This window comes from Faecalibacillus sp. TM498 (genome assembly GCF_020589955.1).
GTDB lineage: Bacteria > Bacillota_I > Bacilli_A > Erysipelotrichales > Coprobacillaceae > Faecalibacillus > Faecalibacillus intestinalis.
Map to the genome: position 1 here is coordinate 43,688 of NZ_JAJDKB010000009.1, position 21,725 is coordinate 65,412.

Below are 21,725 nucleotides of genomic sequence, written 5' to 3' on the forward strand. Positions count from 1 at the left end.
TTGGCTGTTGTAACATTTCGCGGACATTTGGGTTTTACAATACCCTTATCAACAAAAGTGAGGAGGCGACGCAATGGAACTGACCCCGACATTGATTTTGAATCTGGCGCTGCTGATCGTCCCGCCCGTTGTTCTTGTGCTGGTGTTCCGGCAATGGCTGGCCCGGCACATCCGCTGAACGGTTGCCTTGACTGCTCTCTGTGATGTTCTCCTATTTTGGGATGAACTGTTCTACTATGAGAGCTTCGGCCTGTTCGCTGTGCTGATTCTGGTACAGTTGGCGGCCACCGGCGCAGCAGCGTTCCGCATTTACAACAAACAAAGAAAGGATTGAATTTTATGAGCATTTTACAGACTATCGACCTGAAAAAGTATTACGGCACAGAGCCGAATATCACCCGCGCCCTTGACGGCGTGAACTTCTCTGTGGAGGACGGCGAGTTTGTGGCCGTTGTGGGAACCTCCGGCAGCGGCAAGTCCACCCTGCTTCACATGATGGGCGGGCTGGACACCCCTACTTCCGGCAATGTGATTGTCCGGGACAAAGAGCTGTCAAAAATGAACGACGAACAGCTCACCATCTTCCGCCGCCGCAACATCGGCTTTATCTTCCAGAACTATAACCTTGTTCCCATCCTGAATGTGTATGAGAACATTGTCCTGCCGGTGGAGCTGGACGGGGACACGGTGGATCAGAAGTTTTTGGACGAGATCGTTCACCTGCTGGGGCTGGAAGATAAACTGAAAAATATGCCGAACAATCTTTCCGGCGGCCAGCAGCAGCGTGTGGCGATTGCCCGCGCCCTGATTACCAAACCGGCTATCGTGCTGGCCGACGAGCCGACCGGCAACCTTGACAGCAAGACCAGTGCCGAGGTGCTGGGGCTTATCAAGCGTACCAGTGCGGAGTTCCGGCAAACTGTCGTGATGATTACCCACAATAACGACATAGCCCGTCTTGCAGATCGGATTGTCCGCATTGAGGACGGCAAGATCGTGGAGTAAGGAGGTGGCAGGCTATGACATGGCCTTTTGAAAATGATACCAGCGCCATTACAAAGAAGCTGGCAAAGAAAAGTTTGCAAAGCGAGAAGCGCCGGAATCTGATGGTGGTGATTGCCGTTGCGCTGGCGGCATTTCTGATCTGCTTTACGGGAATTGTATCTACTTCCCTGACACAAATGCAGCGCAATCAGGTTGTTGATACTTATGAGGCGGTCTGGATGGGCGTAGAGGAAAACGACATTGAAACCCTGAAAGGACTGCCGGAGTTTGAGCGCGTAGGCGGCTACTATATGCTGGGTGAGGAACTTTCAGAACAAGGCTATCATGCGTCCTATGTGTATTGCGACGCGCAAATGATGGAGATTACCAAGGCGCAGATGGAGTTGTTAGAGGGCCGGGTTCCTGAAAAAGCAAATGAAGTTGTCGTAAGCGAATACTTTCTTTCCACCTATGGAAACAATGCCAAAATTGGGGACACTGTGACCTTAGACACCGAGAGCTTTCATGGTAATTATGTTGTTACCGGCATTATGGACAGCGTAAACGAAAAAGAAGCGAATACCTGCGCTATCATTCTTTCCAAAGCTGCCTTGAAAGAATGGGATGGGTTTAACCCCGCTGGGTATCGTGCCTATGCCCATTTCAAAAACAGCGACCAGTTGGACGAAGAACTGATGACCTCTTATTGTAGGGAGATTGCGGAGGAATATCAGCTTCCTATACCCAAAATGAACAACAAGTATTTTGCTTATGCCTCTAAATCCTTTGATTTTGCACTGATGGCTAGCGTGATTGCCATTGTTCTGATCGGCGGCTATATTGTGATCCAGAGTATCTTCCGTATTTCCATCAATGACAAAATCAAGAGCTACGGGCAGCTTCGGACGATTGGTGCGACACCAAAGCAAATCAAGCGGATTGTAAAGAACGAGGGACGCAAACTCGGCAGTATCGGGATTCTGATTGGCACAGTGCTGGGCGTATGCGGCGGTTTCCTCCTGTTTTCCAAGGGTTTTAACGCTGTTTCCTATGTGGCAACGGTTATTTTAACGCTTATAAGCAGTTGGATCATGGTATCTGTTTCCATCCGTAAGCCGGTGAAAATTGCGGCAGGGATTTCCCCCATTGAAGCCGTCCGTTTTACCCCGGCGCAAAAGGACATCCGCAGCCGGAAAAAGACTATCAAGCTCAATCCTGTTTCAATGGGAATTGCGAATTTTAAGCGTGACGGAAAAAAGACCGTTGCTATTGTAGCCTCATTGAGTTTGGGCGGAATTATCCTACTTGTGGTATCTTCCATTGTATTAACGCGCTCCCCGGAAGCACGGGCAAGACTTTATTTTCCAGATGGCGATTATAAAATTTATCTACAATCAGAAGTGCCAGAAGAAGAACTTATGGCAGCAGGAAATCCACTGAACGAGGAATTAAAGCAGGAAATTTTATCTATTGATGGTGTCACAGATGTAATTGCAAACAGACAAACGCTTCATACAACTTTTAAGGGGGACATCAATCAGAACACTGGAAACTGTGATATGCTGACCGATCAGAATTATGCTAAGGTTGAGGCTGCATTGACGGAGGGAACGATGCCAACAGATTCTCATAGTATCGTAATTTCACGCTCGATTGTAGATTCTTATGAAGATATGGGAGTTGGTTCAACGGTCGAAATATCTTTCGGAGAGGGGCAGTCATCCGTTCCTGTTACTATATCAGGGCTATTTGGCCCAGGCACATATACCGGGCATGGTAAATTACTTATTGATGGGGCTGTTGCATTTGCACCACAGGATTTGTTCTGTGAACTACACCCGGAAATTACTTCATTTGACTATTCGTGGAGTATTGCAAGCGATCCGAAAAAAGCGGAAATCGTAAAAGCTGGCTTAAAAAATATTGTTGCCAGCCATAGTAACCTTGCTTTAGATGAAATAAATATACGGATTGAATATATGAAGTCGAAAGATCAGGTGGCATTCGGGAGTATGGAGGTGCTTTCATGGCTGGTATTCCTTTTTGGTGTTATCAATCTTATCAATACGACACTCTCTAACCAGATGTCCAGAAAGCAGGAAAACAGTGTTTTGCGTTCCATCGGTCTAACACAAAAACAGCTATGTAAAATGAACATCTGCGAGGGCCTGTGCTATGCGCTCTTTGCAACATTGGCGACGCTGATCGTTGGGCTTCCGGCTTCCATCTTTGCTTGCAGAAAAATGAGCATTGCCATTTTTGCCGGAAAGGTAGTGCCTTACAAATTCCCGGTTTTGGAAATGGGCCTGTTCATTCTGGTATTATTCGGAATGGAGCTGATTTTGTCTGTATGGACAGTCCGCAGACAGAAAAAACAATCCCTGATTGAACAAATGCGGACGATGGAATAACCGTATGGGATCGGCGGGGCGGCGTGTGCTGCCCCGCTTTTTTCGCCATTTCTCAAAAAATTTTTGAAATGTCCGAGCTTTGTAACAATTCGGCCTGTTTTTTTGTCGAAATCGAAGGCACCTCGGACATTTGTGTAACATTTGTAGTTTATGCTTGTGGTAAATCAATATTGGGGGTGAGGACACATGAAAAAGATACTGCTGATCGACGACAGCGACACCTATACATGGTGTCTGCAAAAATACTTACAGCACCGAGGCTACCCGGTGAAAACGGCTTGTACACTGAAAGAAGCGCGGGCCGCCATCCAAGAGGAAATGCCGCTGGTGGTCTGCTGTGATCTCGACCTGCCGGACGGTTCCGGCATGGACTTTCTGGACGAGGTGCGGGCCGCAGACAAGGAGCTGCCTTTTATTCTGGCGTCCTGCCATGACAGGGACGACTACGAACAGGAGGCTATGCGCCGGGGCGCGACGCTGTGCATGGACAAAATGAAAGGGCTGCTGCTGCAAGATAAGCTGGTGGAATATGCCTACCGTCAATTATCCGGCGAAAAGGCCCCGATTTTTCACAAGCTGCTCTTTGTCCATGCAGAAGATACCAGCGCCGAAGTGCTGCGGGCGGCTATGCTGCAAAAGGGCTTTGACCTGATTCTGGTTCCCTCGATTGGGGAGGCCAAGCGCCGGATTTTTGAGGATAAGGAAATAGACCTGATCTTGTGTGATCTGGAACTGCCGGACGGCACAGCAATGGAGCTGTTTCATACACTGCGGCGGGTGGCGGGGATGTTCCAAATGAAGAATCCCCCTGTCCGGCTTCTGCCGTTCTTTATCCTCACCGAGAACAACGACCTTGCCACGGAATATGAATACCGGCATGAGGGCGTGAACGACTATATCACCGCCCCGGTCAATATCCCGGAGCTGATCCGGCGGGTTCTGTTCTTTGTGGAGTAATTGAAAAATTTTACGGAGGTGATGATGTGATGGGACATTAGCTGTTTTTGATATAGAAGAATCCGGCAAACAGATTGGCGAAAAGTTATTTCTGCTTCTTAACGAGGAACAAAAGAATGCTCTAATGCAATATATTTTGGAACAAGGAGTCTGTCATGGAACGGTATTCAATTCCTGTCACACTTTTTCCGCAGCAGAGAAGAATCCTCTTACAGAAATACAGAAAGGCGAGCTTTATCTATGTCTGGAACACCGCACTGTCAGGGTTCGTGAACGGATTATCAACTTGACAAGTAAGGAGTTTGATATACTGGCATTGCTCATTGCCAATCCCAAACGTGTTTTTACTTATGAAGTGATTACAGATTTGGTTTGGAAAGAGGATTGTGATTTCTATTCGAAAAAAGCGATTCATAATCATATAAGTAAGTTGCGTAAGAAATTGCGCTTTGAACCGGATCTTCCAAACTATATCGAGAGTGTCGCCGGAATCGGCTATAAATTTGAACAACTATAATAATGAGCCCACAAGGTGTCGTTTTCCCCTTGTGGGCTTGCTTTTTGCAGCATATATTCTAAAAGCAGAATATGTAGAAAATTGCGAATATAAAGAGTAAAAAGCGAATGTCTGCGGACTGATACAGGAAACATAACCGATATAATTTTCTCCCAAGGAGGTATCAAGCAGCCGATTCAGGTTCCTCCTTGATGGGAGGAAATGCCTATGCGTCTATGCAACACAGACCTGCAGATAAACTGCTTTACATTCAGTCACCTATACGTCGTAGTCCAGCTCGTATGGATTGCGGCGTTTTTGGTTTCGACAAAGTTTGAGCATTTTCGCTGTCAACCTCCCGGAAAAATTTCATACTGTTGCTTTGGCGCGCCTGTTCTTTGTACGGGCGCGCTTTTTTGTACCCTTTTTTTAATCAGAAAGAGACTTAGACTTTATCGCTGCCGCAGCCCCCCTCTGATTTCGATTTTTGCCATCAACTCAAACATCGAAATTGGAGGAAATTACTATGAAGAAAATCAATCTTCGGGATTATTACCCGTATTATACACAGGACATGATCGTTGAGGTGCCGGATGAAGTTGCTTTGTTGCTTCGGGAATATATGTTGTTGGAAGAAGCCTATCGGATTCGTACATACCGCTATAAAGCATTTTACTCTCTGGATCGAGACGAAGGTATTGAGCGTGAGATATTGCAAAAGCCTCTTAACCCGGCAGAAATTTGGGAACAGCGTCAAATGACGGAGTTGATTTATAAAGGTCTTTCCAAACTTCCGGTAAAACAGCGCCAACGGATCTATGCACACTTTTTTCTTGGCATGAGTAAAGCGGACATTGCAAGAGCTGAAGGAACAGATGCTTCTTCTGTTCGCAAGAGCATTAACCGTGGTTTGCACCAGTTAAAAAAATATTTTGAAAAAATTTAGCTTACCCCGCCCTGTTTTGCCTAAAAAATGTACTGAATAATAGAGGGACATATTCGGCGGGACAAGCTGGACGGGTGTGGTAAGGAAACATATACATCCTCCCACCCCAACTGCAATATCAATTCGTCTGCCATGCCCCTTGCTTGTTCCTTGACAACCGAATATACGCTGTTACAGGTACTTCATTCTGTGTTCCGAGCGGCAGATGGGGCGGCGCGGTGACAGGCGGCCTAAGGAGGTGATGAATCCAGGCTGTCCGAGCGATAAACGCAACCTACGAAACCGGCTGTGGCAGGCCGGACGCGATAACGACGCAGATCATAATGGTACTTCTTCACAGCTTCCTAAAGACTTGGGGAGAGTTCCTGCGGCGTTTGCTTGCTCTGGCAAAGCGGCGGCGTATGTGGGACTATGATGCGGTAACGCTACCCGCAGCCTGTAACAGCCCCGTCCTTATAACAGAAGGACTTGCCGGGGTGCGTGGCAAATACGGCAGTAAAATCGAAATCAGATATAATGGGCCGGATTTATGTGTGCAATAACCATAGATCCGACCTATTCATGTGGTTTTGATAACACAGTTTTCAGAAGGGAGTTGATACTATGGAATTGAACACCATTGTCAGTGAAGTGGGTACGCTGGTAGACATTCGGGATGTCTCTGTCAACAAAGAACTTTCCCGTGATGAACGGATTGCAGAATTTGTTCAGCAAATCAAAAATCCATACCACTTTAAGTGTGGACGTTTTACTGTACAAGCCAGTTTTTCTGCTGAAGGTGCTACCCTGGAAGAATGTATCAAGGGTATTTTGCGATAGCTGCAATTTTAAGAAAGGGGCTGACTTTTCCGTAAAAGCATGGTAGAATAAGAATCGGAAAAGGAATTGAATATGGAATAACCACACTTCTTGAATTGCGGGGATTTTTCTGTGCAACGAAAGGAGTGTTTTTTTATGCAGGTTTACAAAGCGATTAAGTACATCCGTCTTTCTTATACGGATGATAAAACAGTAGAAAGTGACAGCGTTGCTAACCAGCGGCGCCTGATCGATGACTACATAGCCCGACACCCGGAAATTGAGGTTGTGGCAGAAAAAATTGACGATGGTTATAGTGGTGTTTTGTTTGATCGCCCAGCATTTCAGGAAATGATGCGGATGATCGAACAAGGCGAAGCTAACTGCGTGATTGTCAAAGACCTCTCCCGCTTAGGTCGTGAGTACATAGAAACAGGCCGTTATATGCGCAGGGTATTTCCAGCCTATGGAGTGCGTTTTATCGCAATTAACGATAATGTGGACACGGAAAATGACGCTGCCGATGATCTCACGGTTTCTGTCAAAAACATTATGAATGAGGCTTACTGTCGGGATATTTCCGTTAAGACACGGAGCGCCCTGGAAGTAAAACGGCGCAGCGGGGATTTTGTAGGTGCTTTTACCATCTATGGTTATGTGAAAGTCGGCGATAAACACAAGAGCCTGGAAGTAGACGAATATGCTGCTAATGTTGTGAGGGATATTTTCAGAAAACGGCTGGAGGGATTCAGCGCTTCCCATATAGCGGATGAACTGAACCGATTAGGAATTCTTTCGCCATTAGCGTATAAGCGCAATCACGGAATGCCTCATGCAAAAGGTGGCTATACAGACCGAAAGGATTGCAAATGGTCTGCAACTACAATCATCCGCATTTTGCAGGATGAAACTTACACCGGAACACTGATCCAGGGCAAACAGACAACGCCCCATTTCAAATTAAAAGAGCGTGAGGACAAACCTTCTTCGGAATGGATTCGTGTGGAGGGAACCCATGAAGCGATCATACAAAAGCACGATTTTGATCTGGTGCAACGACTCCGCAGGATTGACACAAGGACTTCTCCCAAATCGGATAAGGTTTACCTGTTTTCCGGTATTTTGATCTGCGGCTGCTGTGGCTGCCGTATGACCCGCAAGACGAACCGCTATAAAGATAAAGAGTATCACTATTATTACTGCCCAACCGGCAAAAAGAATGGCTGCACATCGTCGGTCATGCTGAAAGAGTCGGATCTGATTGAATGTGTGCAGGACAGTTTGAAAGGACATATTGAAAATGTTGCTTCTCTGGATGCCCTGCTGTCCAGTATCAGTCAGGAACGGATCAACCGGGAATTGGCGCAGGAATATGCCGCACAGATCAGAGTAAATGAAAAGCGTGTGGCACAGACCGAGGGCTTTAAGGCAAAACTCTATGAAAATCTGGTGAGTGGAATTCTGACAAAGGAAGAATTTCTCTCTTATAAGCGAAAATACAATGCAGATATTGAACTGTTCCAAAAGGCAATCGCTGAATGGAACGATAAACTTACAGATGTATTGGAAAACCGAAGCGAACGAAACCGTTGGATCAACCATTTTATGAAATTTTCTACTATGGAGGATATTGACCGCCGGGCAGTCATGCAGCTTATCCGAAGCATACGGGTAATGGGTAAAGATGAACTGCATATTGAATTTAATTACCAGGATGAATATCAGAAAGCAATCTCTTTGGCGGAACAGATTGCTACAAAAAATGAAGAAAGGATGGTGGGCTAAATGGCAAGAAAAAGCAGAAAACAGACGGCGGCACCTATGCCGGCACCATCTTTGTATGTACATGTGGCTCTGTATATCCGTCTTTCTGTGGAGGATAACAAAAAGCGAGGCTGCTCAGTAGAAAACCAAAAGCTGGTACTGAATGACTTTCTTTCAGATAAACCGGACTTCGTTGTGTATGATACCTATATCGACAACGGAGCGACAGGGACAAATTTTCACCGCCCTGGATTTCAGCAAATGCTATCTGATATTGAAGCAGGCCACATTAACTGTGTGATTGTTAAGGATCTTTCCCGATTAGGGCGAAATTCTATTGACACAGGTTATTATATCGAACAGTATTTCCATGCACATAATGTTCGCTTTATTGCTGTTACGGATCAGTTTGATACAGCGGATTCCGGAAATCTTCATGGCGGTATCATGCTGCCTTTGAAAAATATGATCAATGAAGCCTATGCTCTGGACATTGGACGAAAAATCAAAGCACAAGCGCGGCAGGCTATGAAAGATGGCGACTATATTGGTGCACGGGCACCTTACGGTTACAGGAAAGACCCTGATAATTGTCATAAACTTCTGATTGATGAAAATACTGCCCCTGTGGTAAAACAGATTTTTGAATGGGCACACGAGCATGTGTCGCTAAACCGGATTGTCCGTAATCTAAATGAGATGGGGATTCCGGCACCGAGCCATTATAAAAAGACCACTGGCGAGATTACCAGTCCGGGCCTGATCGGAAGCGGCAAATGGCAGACCCGTACAGTGATGAAAATTTTAGAAAGCGAAGTCTATACAGGTGATCTGGTGCAAGGAAAAACAAAGATTGTAGATCATCAGCAGGTCAAGGCTGGAGAAGATAATCTGATTATTGCCAAATGCACCCATGAACCGATCATTAGCTATGAATTGTTTAATGCAGTTCAGGAATACAGAAAACAGATCTGTGAAGAAAGCAAAGCAACTCCAAAACGCCCCTACACGCCAAACATTTTCAAAGGCAAAGTGTTCTGTGCTGATTGTGGCAGAAGCCTTCACCGGCAACGTGCCGAGCGCCGGAAAGGCCCCGATACTTATTGGTTCCACTGCCTTACAAACAGCCGGGTAGAAAAAGATAGCTGCAAAGGCGCAACGATGCAGGAAAAGGAACTGATTTCTACTGTTACGGCTATTCTTGAAAAAGAGCTGACTGTTGCGCTGGGAATGTCGCTGCCACTCTTTCAGTTGGAGGCAAGACAAAAACATGAAAAAGATAAGCTGAAAATTCAGATGTCGGCCAAACGGCAGGAAATTGAAAAAACACGCCGGCTGATCCGTGGTCTATATGAAAATTTTGTGCAGGGTATTTTGACAAATGATGAATACTTTGAATTGAAGGCGGATTATGAATATGCTATCAATGCTCTATCTGGTGAGATTGAAGTATTTGAAAAATCTATGGACTCCCTGGACAACCAGCTTGCCCGATACCGTGCAATGGAAAAGGATGCAAAAGCACTGGCACAGGATCATCTGCTGACTGCAGAACTGATTGAACGGCTGATTGAACGAATTGAGATCGACCATGAGCGGAATATTCATGTAACCTTCCGTTTCAAAAATGAATTTCAGGGAAAGGCGGTGGAACCGTGCACAACTATGTGATTGCCCTTTATATCCGTCTTTCTGTGGAAGATTTCAAAACCGAAAGTTTGAGCATACCAAATCAAAAACTGATTCTTCGTGAAAAAGCTATGTCTCTGTCGGAATGGGATAACAGTGAGATTTTGGAATTTATTGACAATGGTCATACAGGGACAAACTTTGAGCGTCCAGCGGTGCAGGAACTTTTAACAATGGTTCAGGCCGGAAAGATCAACTGTATTATTGTAAAAGACCTTTCCCGATTTGGACGCAACAGCATTGAAACCGGCTATTTTATTGAGCGGGTATTTCCTCTTTACCACACCCGTTTTATTTCCGTCAGTGATGATTTTGACACAGCTAATTTCAAAGGTGATACCGGAGGGATTGATATTGCTTTCAAGTATCTTATTAGCGAGTGTTATAGCCGGGATATGTCCATGAAAACCAAAAGTGCAAAATACGCAAAGATGCGTCGTGGAGAATATCAGAGTGTCATCTGTCCTTACGGCTATCGCAAGAGTGCAGACGGACGTATGGAACCGGACGAGGATGTTGCCCCGAATGTGCAGATGATATTTCAATGGGCGTCTGAAGGCAACACCGCAGCCGAGATCACAAGAAGATTGTATGCTATGAATATCCCCACCCCTGGGGAATATCGCAAACTTAAAGGCAAGGACTATTACAATGTTTCCCGAACAAACGGCGTTTGGAGTACATCAACGGTCCTGCGTATTTTAGAAGATCAAAGATATATCGGTACCTATGTAATTGGCAAGAGAAAAGTAAAAGAGATTGGCAGCCGACATACACAGTTAAAGGATGAAAGTGAGTGGTTCAAAATACCGAACCATCATCCGGCTATTGTAAGTGTGGATCTATTTGAGAAAGCCAATGCTTCAATTAAGCGTTTCTCTCTGTCAAATAAAAAGCCACGTGATTATCTGCTCCGTGGTAAGGTGTTCTGTGGATGCTGCGATCATGCAATGTCTCTACGAAATGGTGCGTGGTTTTATTGCCGTCATTCCGAGGTGGCTGAAACGCTTCCTTGTCATGGTGTGCGCATAAAGATGGCAGATCTGGAGCAGGTTGTATTTGAAACAATTCGGGCTCAAATGTGTCCGGCATTGGGAATTGATAGCAATAAGGATAAATTGGATTTGCAGACAGTCCAGCAGGCCGAACATGAAGAAAAACTCCGTTCTATTCAAGACAGCAAGCGGCATCTTTATGAACAGTATGCACTCGGAGAGATTGATTTGGAAACCTATCGAACACGAAAAGCGGTTTATGACACGGAGCTGGTACAAGCCAAAAATGTTCATGCTGTCATTACTGCACAGACAAAGCAGATAAAAAGTGATTATGAGATTAAGCTGAAACAACAGGAAATTGTGCAGGAAGTCGGAAACGCCAACATGCTGACAAAAGCTCTGATTGACCGGCTTATCAACAAAGTTTACGTCTTTCCAGGAAATCGGATTGAGATTGAATATGCAACACAGGATTTCTTAGAAACTAAGGAATCCGAAAAGGAGGTATAACCGTGAACACCCATTTGAAACAGCTATGGGCAGCTATGAAGCTGCCCGAAAAACTTCAAAAAAAGTTATAAATTTTTTTGTCGTGGGCTTGACATACGGGTGTCTTAAACCATGTATCGAAATTACAGGAACTTCTGCTTTTTTACAATATCTTTCTAAAACTCCATTTACTGTAGAATTATAAACTTTTCCTTTTACAAATATTGGTTTATCCTCTGGTAAATCTTTAATCAATTGTGAAAACTGAATAACTGTTTGCCAATCAATTTGTACTTTTCTAATAGACGATTGATTTTTTGTAGGCAAAAAACCACCATCACCTTTATAATCCCATGTTTTAGAAACAGATATTGATTGTCTTGAAAAATTAAAATCCGCTGGTGTTAAGGCAAGCGCTTCCGAAAATCTTAATCCCGTCTTAGCAATCAAGAGAATCATCCATTCCCAACTAATTTCATTTTTCAACTCTAATGTATCTAATAAAGTATGTAATTCAAATTGATTAATAAATTTCACTTTCTTAACACTTGGTGTTTTTCCTTTAATAATTGCTTTTCTAGTAGGATCTCTATCAAGTAATCCTTCATCTACCGCATCTAAAATAGAACCTTTTAATTGATGATGAAAATCCATCGTTGTTTGTCTTTCATGTTCCAAAGCATAATTATTTAATAACTCTTGATAAGATATTCTCGTTAAATCCTTTATCTTCAAATCAGGAATTAATTTTCTCAACCACCTAAGAGTCATCTTATACTTATCCAAAGTTACTTTTCTTATAGCACCTTCTTTATATATTTTTATCCATTTTTCATAGTAATCACAAAATAAATCATCTTTATCTATATCATCCATATAAATTCTCCCTCTATTGTGGTCCACAAATATAAATATATATTTCACATGCAAATTCTTATTGAAAAAATATAAATTATCACTAATATTTACAAACGCTGATGAAGGGTAATAAGGTTGTCAAAATTATTGAAATACCTTCCAATATACTTCTGTTCATTTAATGACGGAAAGGAAAATTGCATCTTCCCAATTTCCTGAAAATTAAGACCTTCCCGACCACCTCCAGCCTGACTTGCATCAATCTGTTTCTGACCATTATCAGAAGATAAATTCAGTTGAATAAAATCAGGCTGATATCCTTCTGTTGGTCTAATAATACAAACATGCTGATTGACATTTGCGGACTCTAATCCTTTATATACGGCACTTCTTCCAATTGAAGCACCAGTTATATTCAGTAAAACATCATTGGTATAAACACGAGAGTTTGCCATTGATTCATCTGTTGCTTCATCAATGAAAACGATATCTGCAAAATCCACCTTATCACCGTTCACATTCTGAGATCTGATAAGTGGAATTCCATTCTCAACATATGCACTTTTTCCACCTGAAGGAGTTTTTCCGCTGCCAATTTTAACAGCGATATCCCCCAACTTACGCTGTTCCCAAGTGATATCCACTTGCTCCTCGACGATTTGGATTCATGCTATACCACATAAAACCGACAACTCTCCTAAGAAGTTTTTCATCGGTTATTTGACTAAGATCAACGGATGAAATTATAGGTTTCCTTATGATATGGTCTACTAAGTGTTCTTTATAGAACTCATAATATTCTAAATTCGGATTTGCTTCAGCAAATGTTAATAAGTGGATTCTTTTTTCATTTATTGCTGCTTCTATCACAAGGTTAATCGTGTCTGCCAAGTAACTTCGCCTCCCTTGTATAATCATAGACTTCTTCAAATTCCTGCATTTTACTAATCTTTAGAGCATCTGTGAATTGAGCATATATTTCTGTTGAAGTTGGATTTTTATGACGCAAATAAGCCTGAATTTGTTCCAATTGCCAACCTGCTTCTAATTTTTCCTGTGCAAAACCATGTCTGAGCATATGTGGATGAACTTTAATTCCAGTCTTTTTTGATAACCGAATAAAAAGTTGCTCGATTGTACAGTCTTTAAATGGAGTTCCTTTGTTGCTTCCATAAAGATTGATGAACAAAAAATCAGAGTCATATTCCAATACATCTTCATTGATATATTTGAGCAATAGGTCTACTACATAATCAGGAAGGTATACGATACCTTCTGCATTCCCCTTAACTCTTGCCCCATTTTCATTGTTTTCTCTTGCTACGATATGAACAATCTTATCCTCAATCTCTGAAATATCACACAAATGCATTCCTAATGCTTCATTAAGGCACAAGCCACCTTCAAAAAGCAAAGCTATGAGCAATTTATCTCTATTGTTTACACATGCCTGAAAAATGATATTATATTCTTTTCTCGTAATTGCTCGCACTGGTTCAGATACAATTGGCTTTTTGAAAATAGAAGACATCACCTGCGTTTTGTGTTTAATTAGTTCATATAAAAATGGCTTAAACTGACCACCAACCATTTGCATGCGGTATACTTCTAATTGCTTTATTTCACCATTTGCACTAAGATAACGATATAAATCAAGAACTGCTGACATAATATGATTAACAGTCTTATTTGACCTTGCACAATTTTCTTGATAAATATGTATAATTCCTTGCGCATAGTCCGGATACTGTAATCATAGTGAAAACTCACTTAGAATATCTACCGGCCCTTGCTCTGGGTTTGTACAAAGTTCAAGAACATCAAGATCTTTGGCATTCATGTATTCCATGTAAAGCAGAAGATTATATGCATAACTACATTGAGTATTTGGAGACTTTCCAAGATTATCAAGGTATTTCAAGTACTTATTGATGATTGTTACAAGCTTATAGTCATCATCCAGCAAAATATAACGGGCTCCTTTTGAAGTTTTGATATTTTGTACTTTCAAGAGACTCACCTCCTTTGCAACCTATTCACCTATATATATGACAGATTTTTTTTCAACACTCATTTTTACATACAGCAAAAAAAGACCCGCAACTAATTGGCTGCGGGTAATTAAATATTATTTAAAAAGTTTTCGTTCGTTTTCCGGTCTATCGAAATACTCTTCTAAGTATTGAGACAGAATCTTTTCAGTAGCAACGGTTTTGCTCATTCCGGTTTCATCACAAAAGCACACAAGCATTTCATGAATCTCACGATTTAGTTTTATATTTAGTATTTTTGCATCCTTTTTCTGTCTTGGCATATTAATTTACCTCCTCAAGTTCATCGGCCTTACGATCCTCAATATAATCCTTGAGATCTTGATGGAGCTTAATACGCGCCTTGAAAACAGATGCGTTATAATATGCTTTCAACCTTTCTGGAATTGCTGTGGCTTCTAATCGCTCAAGCCATAATACATCTACCGCGTGTTTTCCGGTTGAAACATAAAGCGCAAACATTTCATCTTCATCTACACCGACATTCTCTGCAAACTTATGAATATTGGAGCGGATTGCCTTTTCTTGATATTCCTGAATGTACTGAAGGAAGGTCTTGCCTTCAACAACACCAAGGATACCTTTCTTAATGTCTTCCAAAATCTTACAAGCGTATTTCTGTTGAATTTCAGAAAGGACCCCTAGGTTAGTTTCAATCTCGTGGATAGCAGCCATCTTTTTAGCATCTTTTTCGACATTTACAATGTCCTTCATGGTAACGATTTTGAATTGTGCCTCTAGATATGCTGCATCAATCTTATCCATTTCCATAGTAGACAAATCTGTATCTAGTACATATCCTGGCTTAGAGGTTGAACCTCCGCCACCTCTATTTGATGGAAGATCTTTATAGCGCATTGTTAGAATGCGATACGTTTTTTCGGTGAAATCGACTTTTAATCCATACTCATTGTTCCATTTGAATCCCTGAAGAATTGCCGCTCGAAGCGTAGATTTCAATAGATAGAACTCTTTACGGAACATCTGGCGGTCTTCATCTGATTTTGGCAAACATTCGAAATTTTCAATTTTGTCATGTGCGAAGATTTCGCAGATGCGATCGTATGTTTTATTCAATGTATCAATATTTTCGTCGATATTTCCAACTTCAACACCTATGTAATCCCCTTGACAATACAGTTTCAGCGCCTCGTTTAGATTTCTCTTCATGGTATATGGTTTCCGATAGAACTTCACCATACCCCAAGGCTTTTCGTTATTGTTAAGTACACGGTTCGTACGCGAAATAGCCTGGATAATATTGTCTGTATCCATGACCTTGTCCATATAAAGAACGTTAAGCCATTGTGAATCAAAACCGGTAAGGAGCTGGTCTACAACAATCACAATATCCAGTGCATCTGCGTGTGTATTACCCATATGCTTGTATGCATCTTTATGTGCAAGACGATCTGTTAAATCCTTCTTGAAAGCTGTATATTTCGGATCCGTCTTTCGGTCAAATTTAGTTCCGAAGGTATCATTATAATCGTTTACGATATCAGCAAGCGCATTCTCCTTATTAAAGACGGAAGCACTGTTAACATTGATGTTTGGGTCAAATAATGATGTCACATGAAGATCCGGAGCCATCGCTTTAAACAGTTTCCAATACTCATATGCTTCTGCAATGGATTCTGTTGCCAAGATTCCATGGAAAAGAGTGCCATTTTCGCCAAAAGCAATCGTTTTATAGTTTTTTAGAATGCTTTCTACAACGCGTTCTCGATGGTCATCGTTATCATACTGCTTTCCAGGAAGATAGTCCTCGATACCCTTAAGAGAATTTCCGTTCTTATCCCTTTTAATCTGTCCATGATCATCTAGTTCAGATGCCATAGGAGTCTGTTCTGTCAGACGACGATACAGCTTCCAGTTATCCGTACCAACAATAATATCATCCTTGCTTGTTGCATGACATTCAGCTAATGCGACAGCTTCTTTTAGATCCTTGTCTGCATATGTTTTAACAGCTTCCGGCCAAAAGCCAAGAACATTACCATCTCTGATACCTGTTGCAAGAGAATAGATAGCAAGGCAGTCTCCAAAAACTGTTTCTGTCGTCAATTCCCCCGGTTTCATGTTTTCTGCAAAGATTGGCGTTCCAGTAAAACCAAAGAACAGAGAATTATAGAACGTTCTCTTTACTCGCTCGTGCATAACTCCAAATTGGCTACGATGTGCTTCATCAATGATAAAGACAATTCTCTTTGCCTTGATAACGTCAAGTTCTGCTTCTCGAAGTTTTGCTACATCATCATTGATTCGAGAAATCTTCTGAATAGACGTAACAATAAGGCGGTCTGATAATTTTGAGCTTCCCAATTTATTGAAAAGGTCTTTGGAACTTACTGTTTCACAAACAGATTCTCCCTGACGTTGGAAACTGTTATATTCATTGGTAGATTGTTCATCCAAGACCTTACGGTCTACTACGAAGATAACTTTATCAGCCAAATTCATGTCTGTAATCAGCTGCCCAGCCTTGAAGCTTGTCATTGTTTTACCGCCCCCAGTCGTACACCAGATAAAGCCACCTAACTGATTGTGGTCGCCCCATTTTTGTTTGGCAGTTCTGCCCACGATTGCACGAATGGCTGCATACTGATAGCTTCTACATACTTTCAGAGCATCCTTAGCAGAATTAGCAACGGTATAATAACCGATCAGCTTGTGTGCTTCTGGAATAGAGAGAATATGATATTCGCCCGTGATAAGTTCACGCCAGTCTTTGATAACATTGTTATCTCGGTCTCCCCAACGGAAGAAAAACGCAGAATTAAACGCAGTTGGATTTCCAGCATTAGCAAAGAACAATGCATCTTCTGGCGTCATAGCCCAGAATACCTGTACAAGCCCCATAAAGCCACTCCAGACACCTTCATTTGCATACTTAACAATTTGGTTGGATGCTTCATAAACGTTGACTCCTGAGGCTTTTAACTCGATATGGATGACAGGCATACCATTGATTAGTAATGTAATGTCACCGCGTCTATCATTGAACTGTGGATCTGTACTGAAATATGTTTGTTCTGCAATCTGATATCGAGAGCTGCCGCCTGCAATTTCAGTTGCAGAAAACAGGTCAAGATATACTTCGTGTCCGGCATGCTGTTTGTCCGGAGAATCAGAATCACGTTTAATAGCGATAGGACGGCCATTTACGAAGTGATTTGCCTTTACTGGAGTATTTGCCTGTAACCTAACAACATCCATTACACGGTCCATCTCATCGCTTGAGAGAGGCACATTATTCAATGTTGTACGATTACGTTCAAAAAGAATATCTTTCCAGTTATCAATCAGCTCGGGAATGGTTTTATTTTTTAAAACTTCATGCTCCCATCTGGCTTTTTTTAGAAGTTCGACTACGTCAGCTTCAAAATTTAACTCACCGTTTTGTCCTGTATATGGTAATGGCATTAGTTGTCACCTCCAATCAATTTTTCAAGAAATGCCTTTTTAACATCAAGAAGTTTTTCATACTTACGCTGATGAAGAGTGATGAGGTGATCGAGTTGATCAAAATATGCACCAATCTTACTCTGTTCCTCTTTTGAAAGTGGAACCATAAACTCCGAACTGGATATTAAATTCCAATCTGCCCGTGGCATTTTTGAGCCTGATGACTGGTTTGCAATGTTATCAAATTGCTGAGTTTGAATAAGTCGATAAAGAAAATTTTTGTCCATATTAACAGGCTTTAACACCCACCAATCACCAACTGCAATGCCCTTAAAATCTGGATTCAACCAATTGTGCAAATATGGACGAAGCTTTCCGTAAAGCACCTGCGAACCATCAAATGTAATTCCAGTCTTTACCACTTCTTTTGAGCGAATATCTTTATTCAAGCGTCCTTCTTCTGCTACCACGTCCTCATACTCTACGCTTGGTGTATCTGATGCTGATGTACAAACAGAAGACTCTCTTGTGGCGATATCCCCCAACTTACGCTGTTCCCAATCATCAGTAAATCCCTTAAATCGAATTTCTGGCACACTTGCACCTTCTTTTGGGAACATCTTGCCAAGCATAGATTTCTTAATTGCTTTTAACTTTTCAACTTTAATTTTTTCAACTTTAATTTTAGTGTCAACTGAAGATAATAGCGTAGCTATTTTTTCCTGTATTTCAATTGATGGAAGTTGAATATTCTGTGCATACAAAGTATCCCAATCAATATTTTTTCTACACTGGCTCGCACCTTCTGTAGTAGCATCAAGAAAAAACTGGTTTGCTTGAGGTCTTTTAACCCATTGTGCCATATACTCAGGAACTGCCCCAATAACCCTATACGCTTTGTATGCAGGAGAAATAATACCATGTTCAAATCTTAAATTAACATTTGCATTTCCAAGATGGAGGTTTTGTGCAGATAAAACCAAATCATTCTTTTTAATTTTAATGTATCCAATATTTGAACTGCCTCTAAAATGTGAGAATAATTCGTCATTTCGATAAATTCCATTGATGGCGCATGAAAGAAGTGTGTCTTCATTCTCAATCACCGTTTTTTCTCTAGTTTCTTCTAAAATAGAACCAAACGGCACACTATTTGATTCTACTTTAGAGTTAATAAAATACAATTTATCCATTTATAATTCCTCCAAGAGCATCGTAACTGCCGCCATATCAATATCGTTTCCTGTAAGTTCATTCAGACTTACTTTTAACTCTGCATTTATATCATCAATTTTTCCAGACAATTCAGCTAGAGGATCAGAATACTTCTTTTCTAATGCCGTAAAATTAGATACAAATCGTACAATAACATCTTCTCCTACATTATTAATAGCAGTGATAATCGGCGAAATCCATTTTTTCTCTAAAAGATCATAGATTTCCTCTTCAGATAATGCTTCAATTTTATCTTTTGCTTTATCTTCAAGTCTTGCTTCAATCGTTTTCACCTGTTTACGAAGAACCTTTTCTTTTGCAATAGCATCCTGAATAGCTTCAATGCATTCTACAGCCTCTTTATCAAGGTCACCGTTCTTAATTGCAGACTTAAACTTTTTGGCGTCAAACGCTGTTTCTTCATCGTCCTTGCATACTACAGATTTGGCTTCTTCGTCCATGCTTTCCCAAATTTCAGCATATTCTGATGCTTTATTGCCAGCTTCAGCTGTAAGTCTTGACATCTTATCAAAATCAGCAGCGAAAAATACAGATTTTACAAGTTCAAAAGGCATAATTTTACCTTTCCAACCTTTTTGCTCTTCAACAGTTTTCTTGGTTTTCGAATCTTTCTTAGTTACCATATTCGGTTCTGTTTCAGCACAGATATACCAACCTTCTGTTTCAAGTCTTGCAAGGTCAGAATCTACAATCATCCAATTGTCTGCAAAAGCCTGGAACACACGGTATACATCAACCAATGGCTGATTTTTATAAGTTTCAAAAAGCTTTTCTACAATTGCATTGTGTACTGATGGAACAGCATCCTGATTGATAAGTGTGTGAACTAAATATTTTCTAAATTCCTCGGATGTTCCCCTAATCTTGTTAAGGAAAGTTTGTACATCGCTATCCGCAAAGACCGTATCTTTTACGTTTGCATCTGCAAAAGCATTGTATCCATCTACCTTGTCTAACAGTTTTTCACGAAGCGATGGGAACTGTTGCCAAATAGCATCAAAGACTTCCAATTCTTTGTCTGATACTTTCCCTGTCATAACCGAGAATAGATCGTAAGGCGCTTCCTCTGTAGTTGCAGATATATAGCGTGGTACGTTTAAGTTATATCCATTTGCCTCGATTTCTTCCATGGTTGCAAGGTGTGCGTAATTTGGCACATCTTTACGTGCAATAACAGTGTCAAAGATTCTCTGAACATCACTCTCGGTAAGAACATTCTGTTTCTTATCCCTTTTATAGGATTGAGAAGCATCGATAAAGAGAATGTCATCTTCACAACGGTTTTTAGAGAGAATCATTACAATAACCGGGATTGGAGTTGCGAAAAACAACTGCTGTGGAAAACTAATGATTGTCTCAATGTTATGGTTTAAAATAAGATTTTTACGAATTTCTCCTTCGCTATCACCACGGAATAACACACCGTGTGGAAGAACAATAGCCATTACACCATCATTCTTAATGTGATATAGACAGTGTAGCAAGAACGCATAATCAGCTTTTCCTGCTGGAGCAAGTCCATAGCCCTTATATCGCACATCTGTCTGATGCTGTTCAGGCTCATAGTGAGCACTATAAGGAGGATTTGATACCACCGCATCCACAAAAAGCGGTGCATAAGCTGTCTGCTCATCAAAATAAGGCCAATCATCCTCAAGAGTATTTGCATTACGCATATTGATATTTTGAACTGGAATTCCCTGCATAAATAAGTTCATCTTTGCAAGGTTTGCTGTTTCGGTAATAAGCTCTTGCCCGAAATAATGGATATTATCCGATGGAACATATCTTCCAACTTCTTTACCAATGTTCAACAAAAGTCCTCCAGATCCAACTGTTGGGTCATAACAATATACTTTTTCTCTATCTTTCAATCTATTTGCAACGATGCGTGCCATAAGCGACGTAAGCTCATGAGGAGTATAGAAGGCTCCATCTTTTTTTGCCTCACTAGAAAATTGCTGAATCAAATATTCGTAAATGTATCCCAAAACGTCGTATTCACGACTTGTAGGAGGGATAAGATCTACTAAATCTACAATATCTCGGACCGCCTTATCACGAGAACCAGAGTTCTCTCCAAGCTTCGTAAGACCAGTCTGTAATGCACTGAATACCTTATCAAATACAGTTTTGTATCTACCATTAAGGTTCAGATAAAAATCATCCAATGCTTCAGATACATCTTTTGCTCCAAGGTTGACACCAGATTCCTTCCAAACATGGAAAAGGTTTTTGTGTGAAATAAAGTATCCTATACCGTCTTTGAATTTATCCTTGATGTCATCATCTACATCAAGAAGGTCATCAATCACACCGCCTAAGTCCTTCAGGTAATCTACTTCCTTATCACATAGATATTTGTAGAACATGAAACCAAGGATGTAGTCCTTGTACTCGCTTGCTTTAATGTTCTTACGCAACTCATTTGCTGTTGACCAAATCTTTGCTGCTAATTCTTGTTTATTCATAAAAACAGTCTCCTTATTTTATTAATATCACTTTACATTATTATACACCATTTTTGATGTATCGTCTTCACGATTCAAGATAAAAATAAATAGAGGAACTTCTCCTCATTCTTACCTACTTATCTATTAAATTTACTTTAAGTACACATTGCTATTATGCATACCGTTT

General features: G+C 41.3%; 18 protein-coding genes and 1 pseudogene. 10 read left to right on the top strand and 9 right to left on the bottom strand.

The annotated features are described in order from the left end of the window. Positions 1–73: 73 nt before the first annotated feature. The 10 genes and pseudogenes from LJD32_RS15465 to LJD32_RS04485 all read left to right on the top strand — a co-directional run bounded on the left by LJD32_RS15465 (position 74) and on the right by LJD32_RS04485 (position 11,553). A pseudogene (locus tag LJD32_RS15465) lies at positions 74–334 on the top strand (hypothetical protein). A gap of 5 nt (positions 335–339) precedes the next feature. Continuing rightward, complete coding sequence (locus tag LJD32_RS04445) at positions 340–1,005, top strand: ABC transporter ATP-binding protein (protein ID WP_002586598.1); 666 nt, start codon at positions 340–342, stop codon at positions 1,003–1,005. A 14-nt stretch (positions 1,006–1,019) separates the two neighbouring features. Beyond that, a complete protein-coding gene (locus LJD32_RS04450; RefSeq protein WP_154252856.1) occupies positions 1,020–3,395 on the top strand; it encodes an ABC transporter permease in 2,376 nt (791 codons plus the stop codon). Positions 3,396–3,581: 186 nt separating this feature from the next. Beyond that, positions 3,582–4,352, top strand: coding sequence for a response regulator (locus LJD32_RS04455; RefSeq protein WP_154252855.1), 771 nt, complete (start codon positions 3,582–3,584; stop codon positions 4,350–4,352). A gap of 124 nt (positions 4,353–4,476) precedes the next feature. After that, the gene (locus LJD32_RS04460; protein WP_154252854.1) at positions 4,477–4,869 is read left to right on the top strand and encodes a winged helix-turn-helix domain-containing protein; all 393 of its coding nucleotides are present in this window, start codon (positions 4,477–4,479) and stop codon (positions 4,867–4,869) included. A 505-nt stretch (positions 4,870–5,374) separates the two neighbouring features. Then, positions 5,375–5,794, top strand: coding sequence for an RNA polymerase sigma factor (locus LJD32_RS04465; protein WP_117658903.1), 420 nt, complete (start codon positions 5,375–5,377; stop codon positions 5,792–5,794). 603 nt (positions 5,795–6,397) lie between these two features. After that, positions 6,398–6,613 (top strand): DUF6870 family protein, encoded by a 216-nt coding sequence (locus LJD32_RS04470; RefSeq protein ID WP_005361189.1) that lies wholly within the window; start codon positions 6,398–6,400, stop codon positions 6,611–6,613. A 135-nt stretch (positions 6,614–6,748) separates the two neighbouring features. Continuing rightward, positions 6,749–8,377 carry a recombinase family protein gene (locus tag LJD32_RS04475; protein WP_154265164.1) on the top strand — a complete coding sequence of 543 codons (1,629 nt, stop codon included), beginning with the start codon at positions 6,749–6,751 and terminating at the stop codon, positions 8,375–8,377. Next, positions 8,378–10,027, top strand: coding sequence for a recombinase family protein (locus LJD32_RS04480; RefSeq protein WP_154265163.1), 1,650 nt, complete (start codon positions 8,378–8,380; stop codon positions 10,025–10,027). After that, entirely contained in the window at positions 10,012–11,553 is a 1,542-nt protein-coding gene (locus tag LJD32_RS04485) for a recombinase family protein (protein ID WP_161170256.1), read from the top strand. Before LJD32_RS04480 ends, LJD32_RS04485 begins: the two co-directional genes overlap by 16 nt. Before the next feature lie 33 nt (positions 11,554–11,586). Here LJD32_RS04485 and LJD32_RS04490 read toward each other — a convergent pair whose 3' ends face one another. The 9 genes from LJD32_RS04490 to LJD32_RS04530 all read right to left on the bottom strand — a co-directional run bounded on the left by LJD32_RS04490 (position 11,587) and on the right by LJD32_RS04530 (position 21,556). Continuing rightward, the gene (locus LJD32_RS04490; RefSeq protein ID WP_227391823.1) at positions 11,587–12,408 is read right to left on the bottom strand and encodes a site-specific integrase; all 822 of its coding nucleotides are present in this window, start codon (positions 12,406–12,408) and stop codon (positions 11,587–11,589) included. A gap of 89 nt (positions 12,409–12,497) precedes the next feature. Further along, complete coding sequence (locus tag LJD32_RS04495; RefSeq protein ID WP_198142577.1) at positions 12,498–13,034, bottom strand: restriction endonuclease subunit S; 537 nt, start codon at positions 13,032–13,034, stop codon at positions 12,498–12,500. After that, the gene (locus tag LJD32_RS04500; RefSeq protein ID WP_048923449.1) at positions 13,009–13,281 is read right to left on the bottom strand and encodes a hypothetical protein; all 273 of its coding nucleotides are present in this window, start codon (positions 13,279–13,281) and stop codon (positions 13,009–13,011) included. The genes LJD32_RS04495 and LJD32_RS04500 overlap by 26 nt, the downstream gene beginning before the upstream one ends. Then, positions 13,265–14,059, bottom strand: coding sequence for a tyrosine-type recombinase/integrase (locus LJD32_RS04505; RefSeq protein ID WP_083991711.1), 795 nt, complete (start codon positions 14,057–14,059; stop codon positions 13,265–13,267). Before LJD32_RS04505 ends, LJD32_RS04500 begins: the two co-directional genes overlap by 17 nt. 84 nt (positions 14,060–14,143) lie before the next feature. Next, positions 14,144–14,401 carry a hypothetical protein gene (locus LJD32_RS04510; RefSeq protein ID WP_048923451.1) on the bottom strand — a complete coding sequence of 86 codons (258 nt, stop codon included), beginning with the start codon at positions 14,399–14,401 and terminating at the stop codon, positions 14,144–14,146. A gap of 117 nt (positions 14,402–14,518) precedes the next feature. Continuing rightward, complete coding sequence (locus LJD32_RS04515; protein WP_048923452.1) at positions 14,519–14,704, bottom strand: hypothetical protein; 186 nt, start codon at positions 14,702–14,704, stop codon at positions 14,519–14,521. A 1-nt stretch (position 14,705) separates the two neighbouring features. After that, entirely contained in the window at positions 14,706–17,867 is a 3,162-nt protein-coding gene (locus LJD32_RS04520) for an HsdR family type I site-specific deoxyribonuclease (RefSeq protein WP_227391824.1), read from the bottom strand. Next, positions 17,867–19,042 carry a restriction endonuclease subunit S gene (locus LJD32_RS04525; protein WP_227391825.1) on the bottom strand — a complete coding sequence of 392 codons (1,176 nt, stop codon included), beginning with the start codon at positions 19,040–19,042 and terminating at the stop codon, positions 17,867–17,869. The genes LJD32_RS04520 and LJD32_RS04525 overlap by 1 nt, the downstream gene beginning before the upstream one ends. After that, entirely contained in the window at positions 19,043–21,556 is a 2,514-nt protein-coding gene (locus LJD32_RS04530; RefSeq protein WP_118246154.1) for a type I restriction-modification system subunit M, read from the bottom strand. It abuts the gene before it with no gap. Between the last annotated feature and the right edge of the window lie 169 nt (positions 21,557–21,725).

Coding starts and splice junctions, on each gene's coding strand:
- LJD32_RS04470 (WP_005361189.1), top strand. CDS start 6,398: ATGGAATTGAACACCATTGTCAGTGAAGTGGGTACGCTGGTAGACATT.
- LJD32_RS04465 (WP_117658903.1), top strand. CDS start 5,375: ATGAAGAAAATCAATCTTCGGGATTATTACCCGTATTATACACAGGAC.
- LJD32_RS04520 (WP_227391824.1), bottom strand. CDS start 17,867: ATGCCATTACCATATACAGGACAAAACGGTGAGTTAAATTTTGAAGCT.
- LJD32_RS04490 (WP_227391823.1), bottom strand. CDS start 12,408: ATGGATGATATAGATAAAGATGATTTATTTTGTGATTACTATGAAAAA.
- LJD32_RS04525 (WP_227391825.1), bottom strand. CDS start 19,042: ATGGATAAATTGTATTTTATTAACTCTAAAGTAGAATCAAATAGTGTG.
- LJD32_RS04530 (WP_118246154.1), bottom strand. CDS start 21,556: ATGAATAAACAAGAATTAGCAGCAAAGATTTGGTCAACAGCAAATGAG.
- LJD32_RS04480 (WP_154265163.1), top strand. CDS start 8,378: ATGGCAAGAAAAAGCAGAAAACAGACGGCGGCACCTATGCCGGCACCA.
- LJD32_RS04460 (WP_154252854.1), top strand. CDS start 4,477: ATGCAATATATTTTGGAACAAGGAGTCTGTCATGGAACGGTATTCAAT.
- LJD32_RS04515 (WP_048923452.1), bottom strand. CDS start 14,704: ATGCCAAGACAGAAAAAGGATGCAAAAATACTAAATATAAAACTAAAT.
- LJD32_RS04450 (WP_154252856.1), top strand. CDS start 1,020: ATGACATGGCCTTTTGAAAATGATACCAGCGCCATTACAAAGAAGCTG.
- LJD32_RS04475 (WP_154265164.1), top strand. CDS start 6,749: ATGCAGGTTTACAAAGCGATTAAGTACATCCGTCTTTCTTATACGGAT.
- LJD32_RS04505 (WP_083991711.1), bottom strand. CDS start 14,059: ATGTCAGCAGTTCTTGATTTATATCGTTATCTTAGTGCAAATGGTGAA.
- LJD32_RS04445 (WP_002586598.1), top strand. CDS start 340: ATGAGCATTTTACAGACTATCGACCTGAAAAAGTATTACGGCACAGAG.
- LJD32_RS04455 (WP_154252855.1), top strand. CDS start 3,582: ATGAAAAAGATACTGCTGATCGACGACAGCGACACCTATACATGGTGT.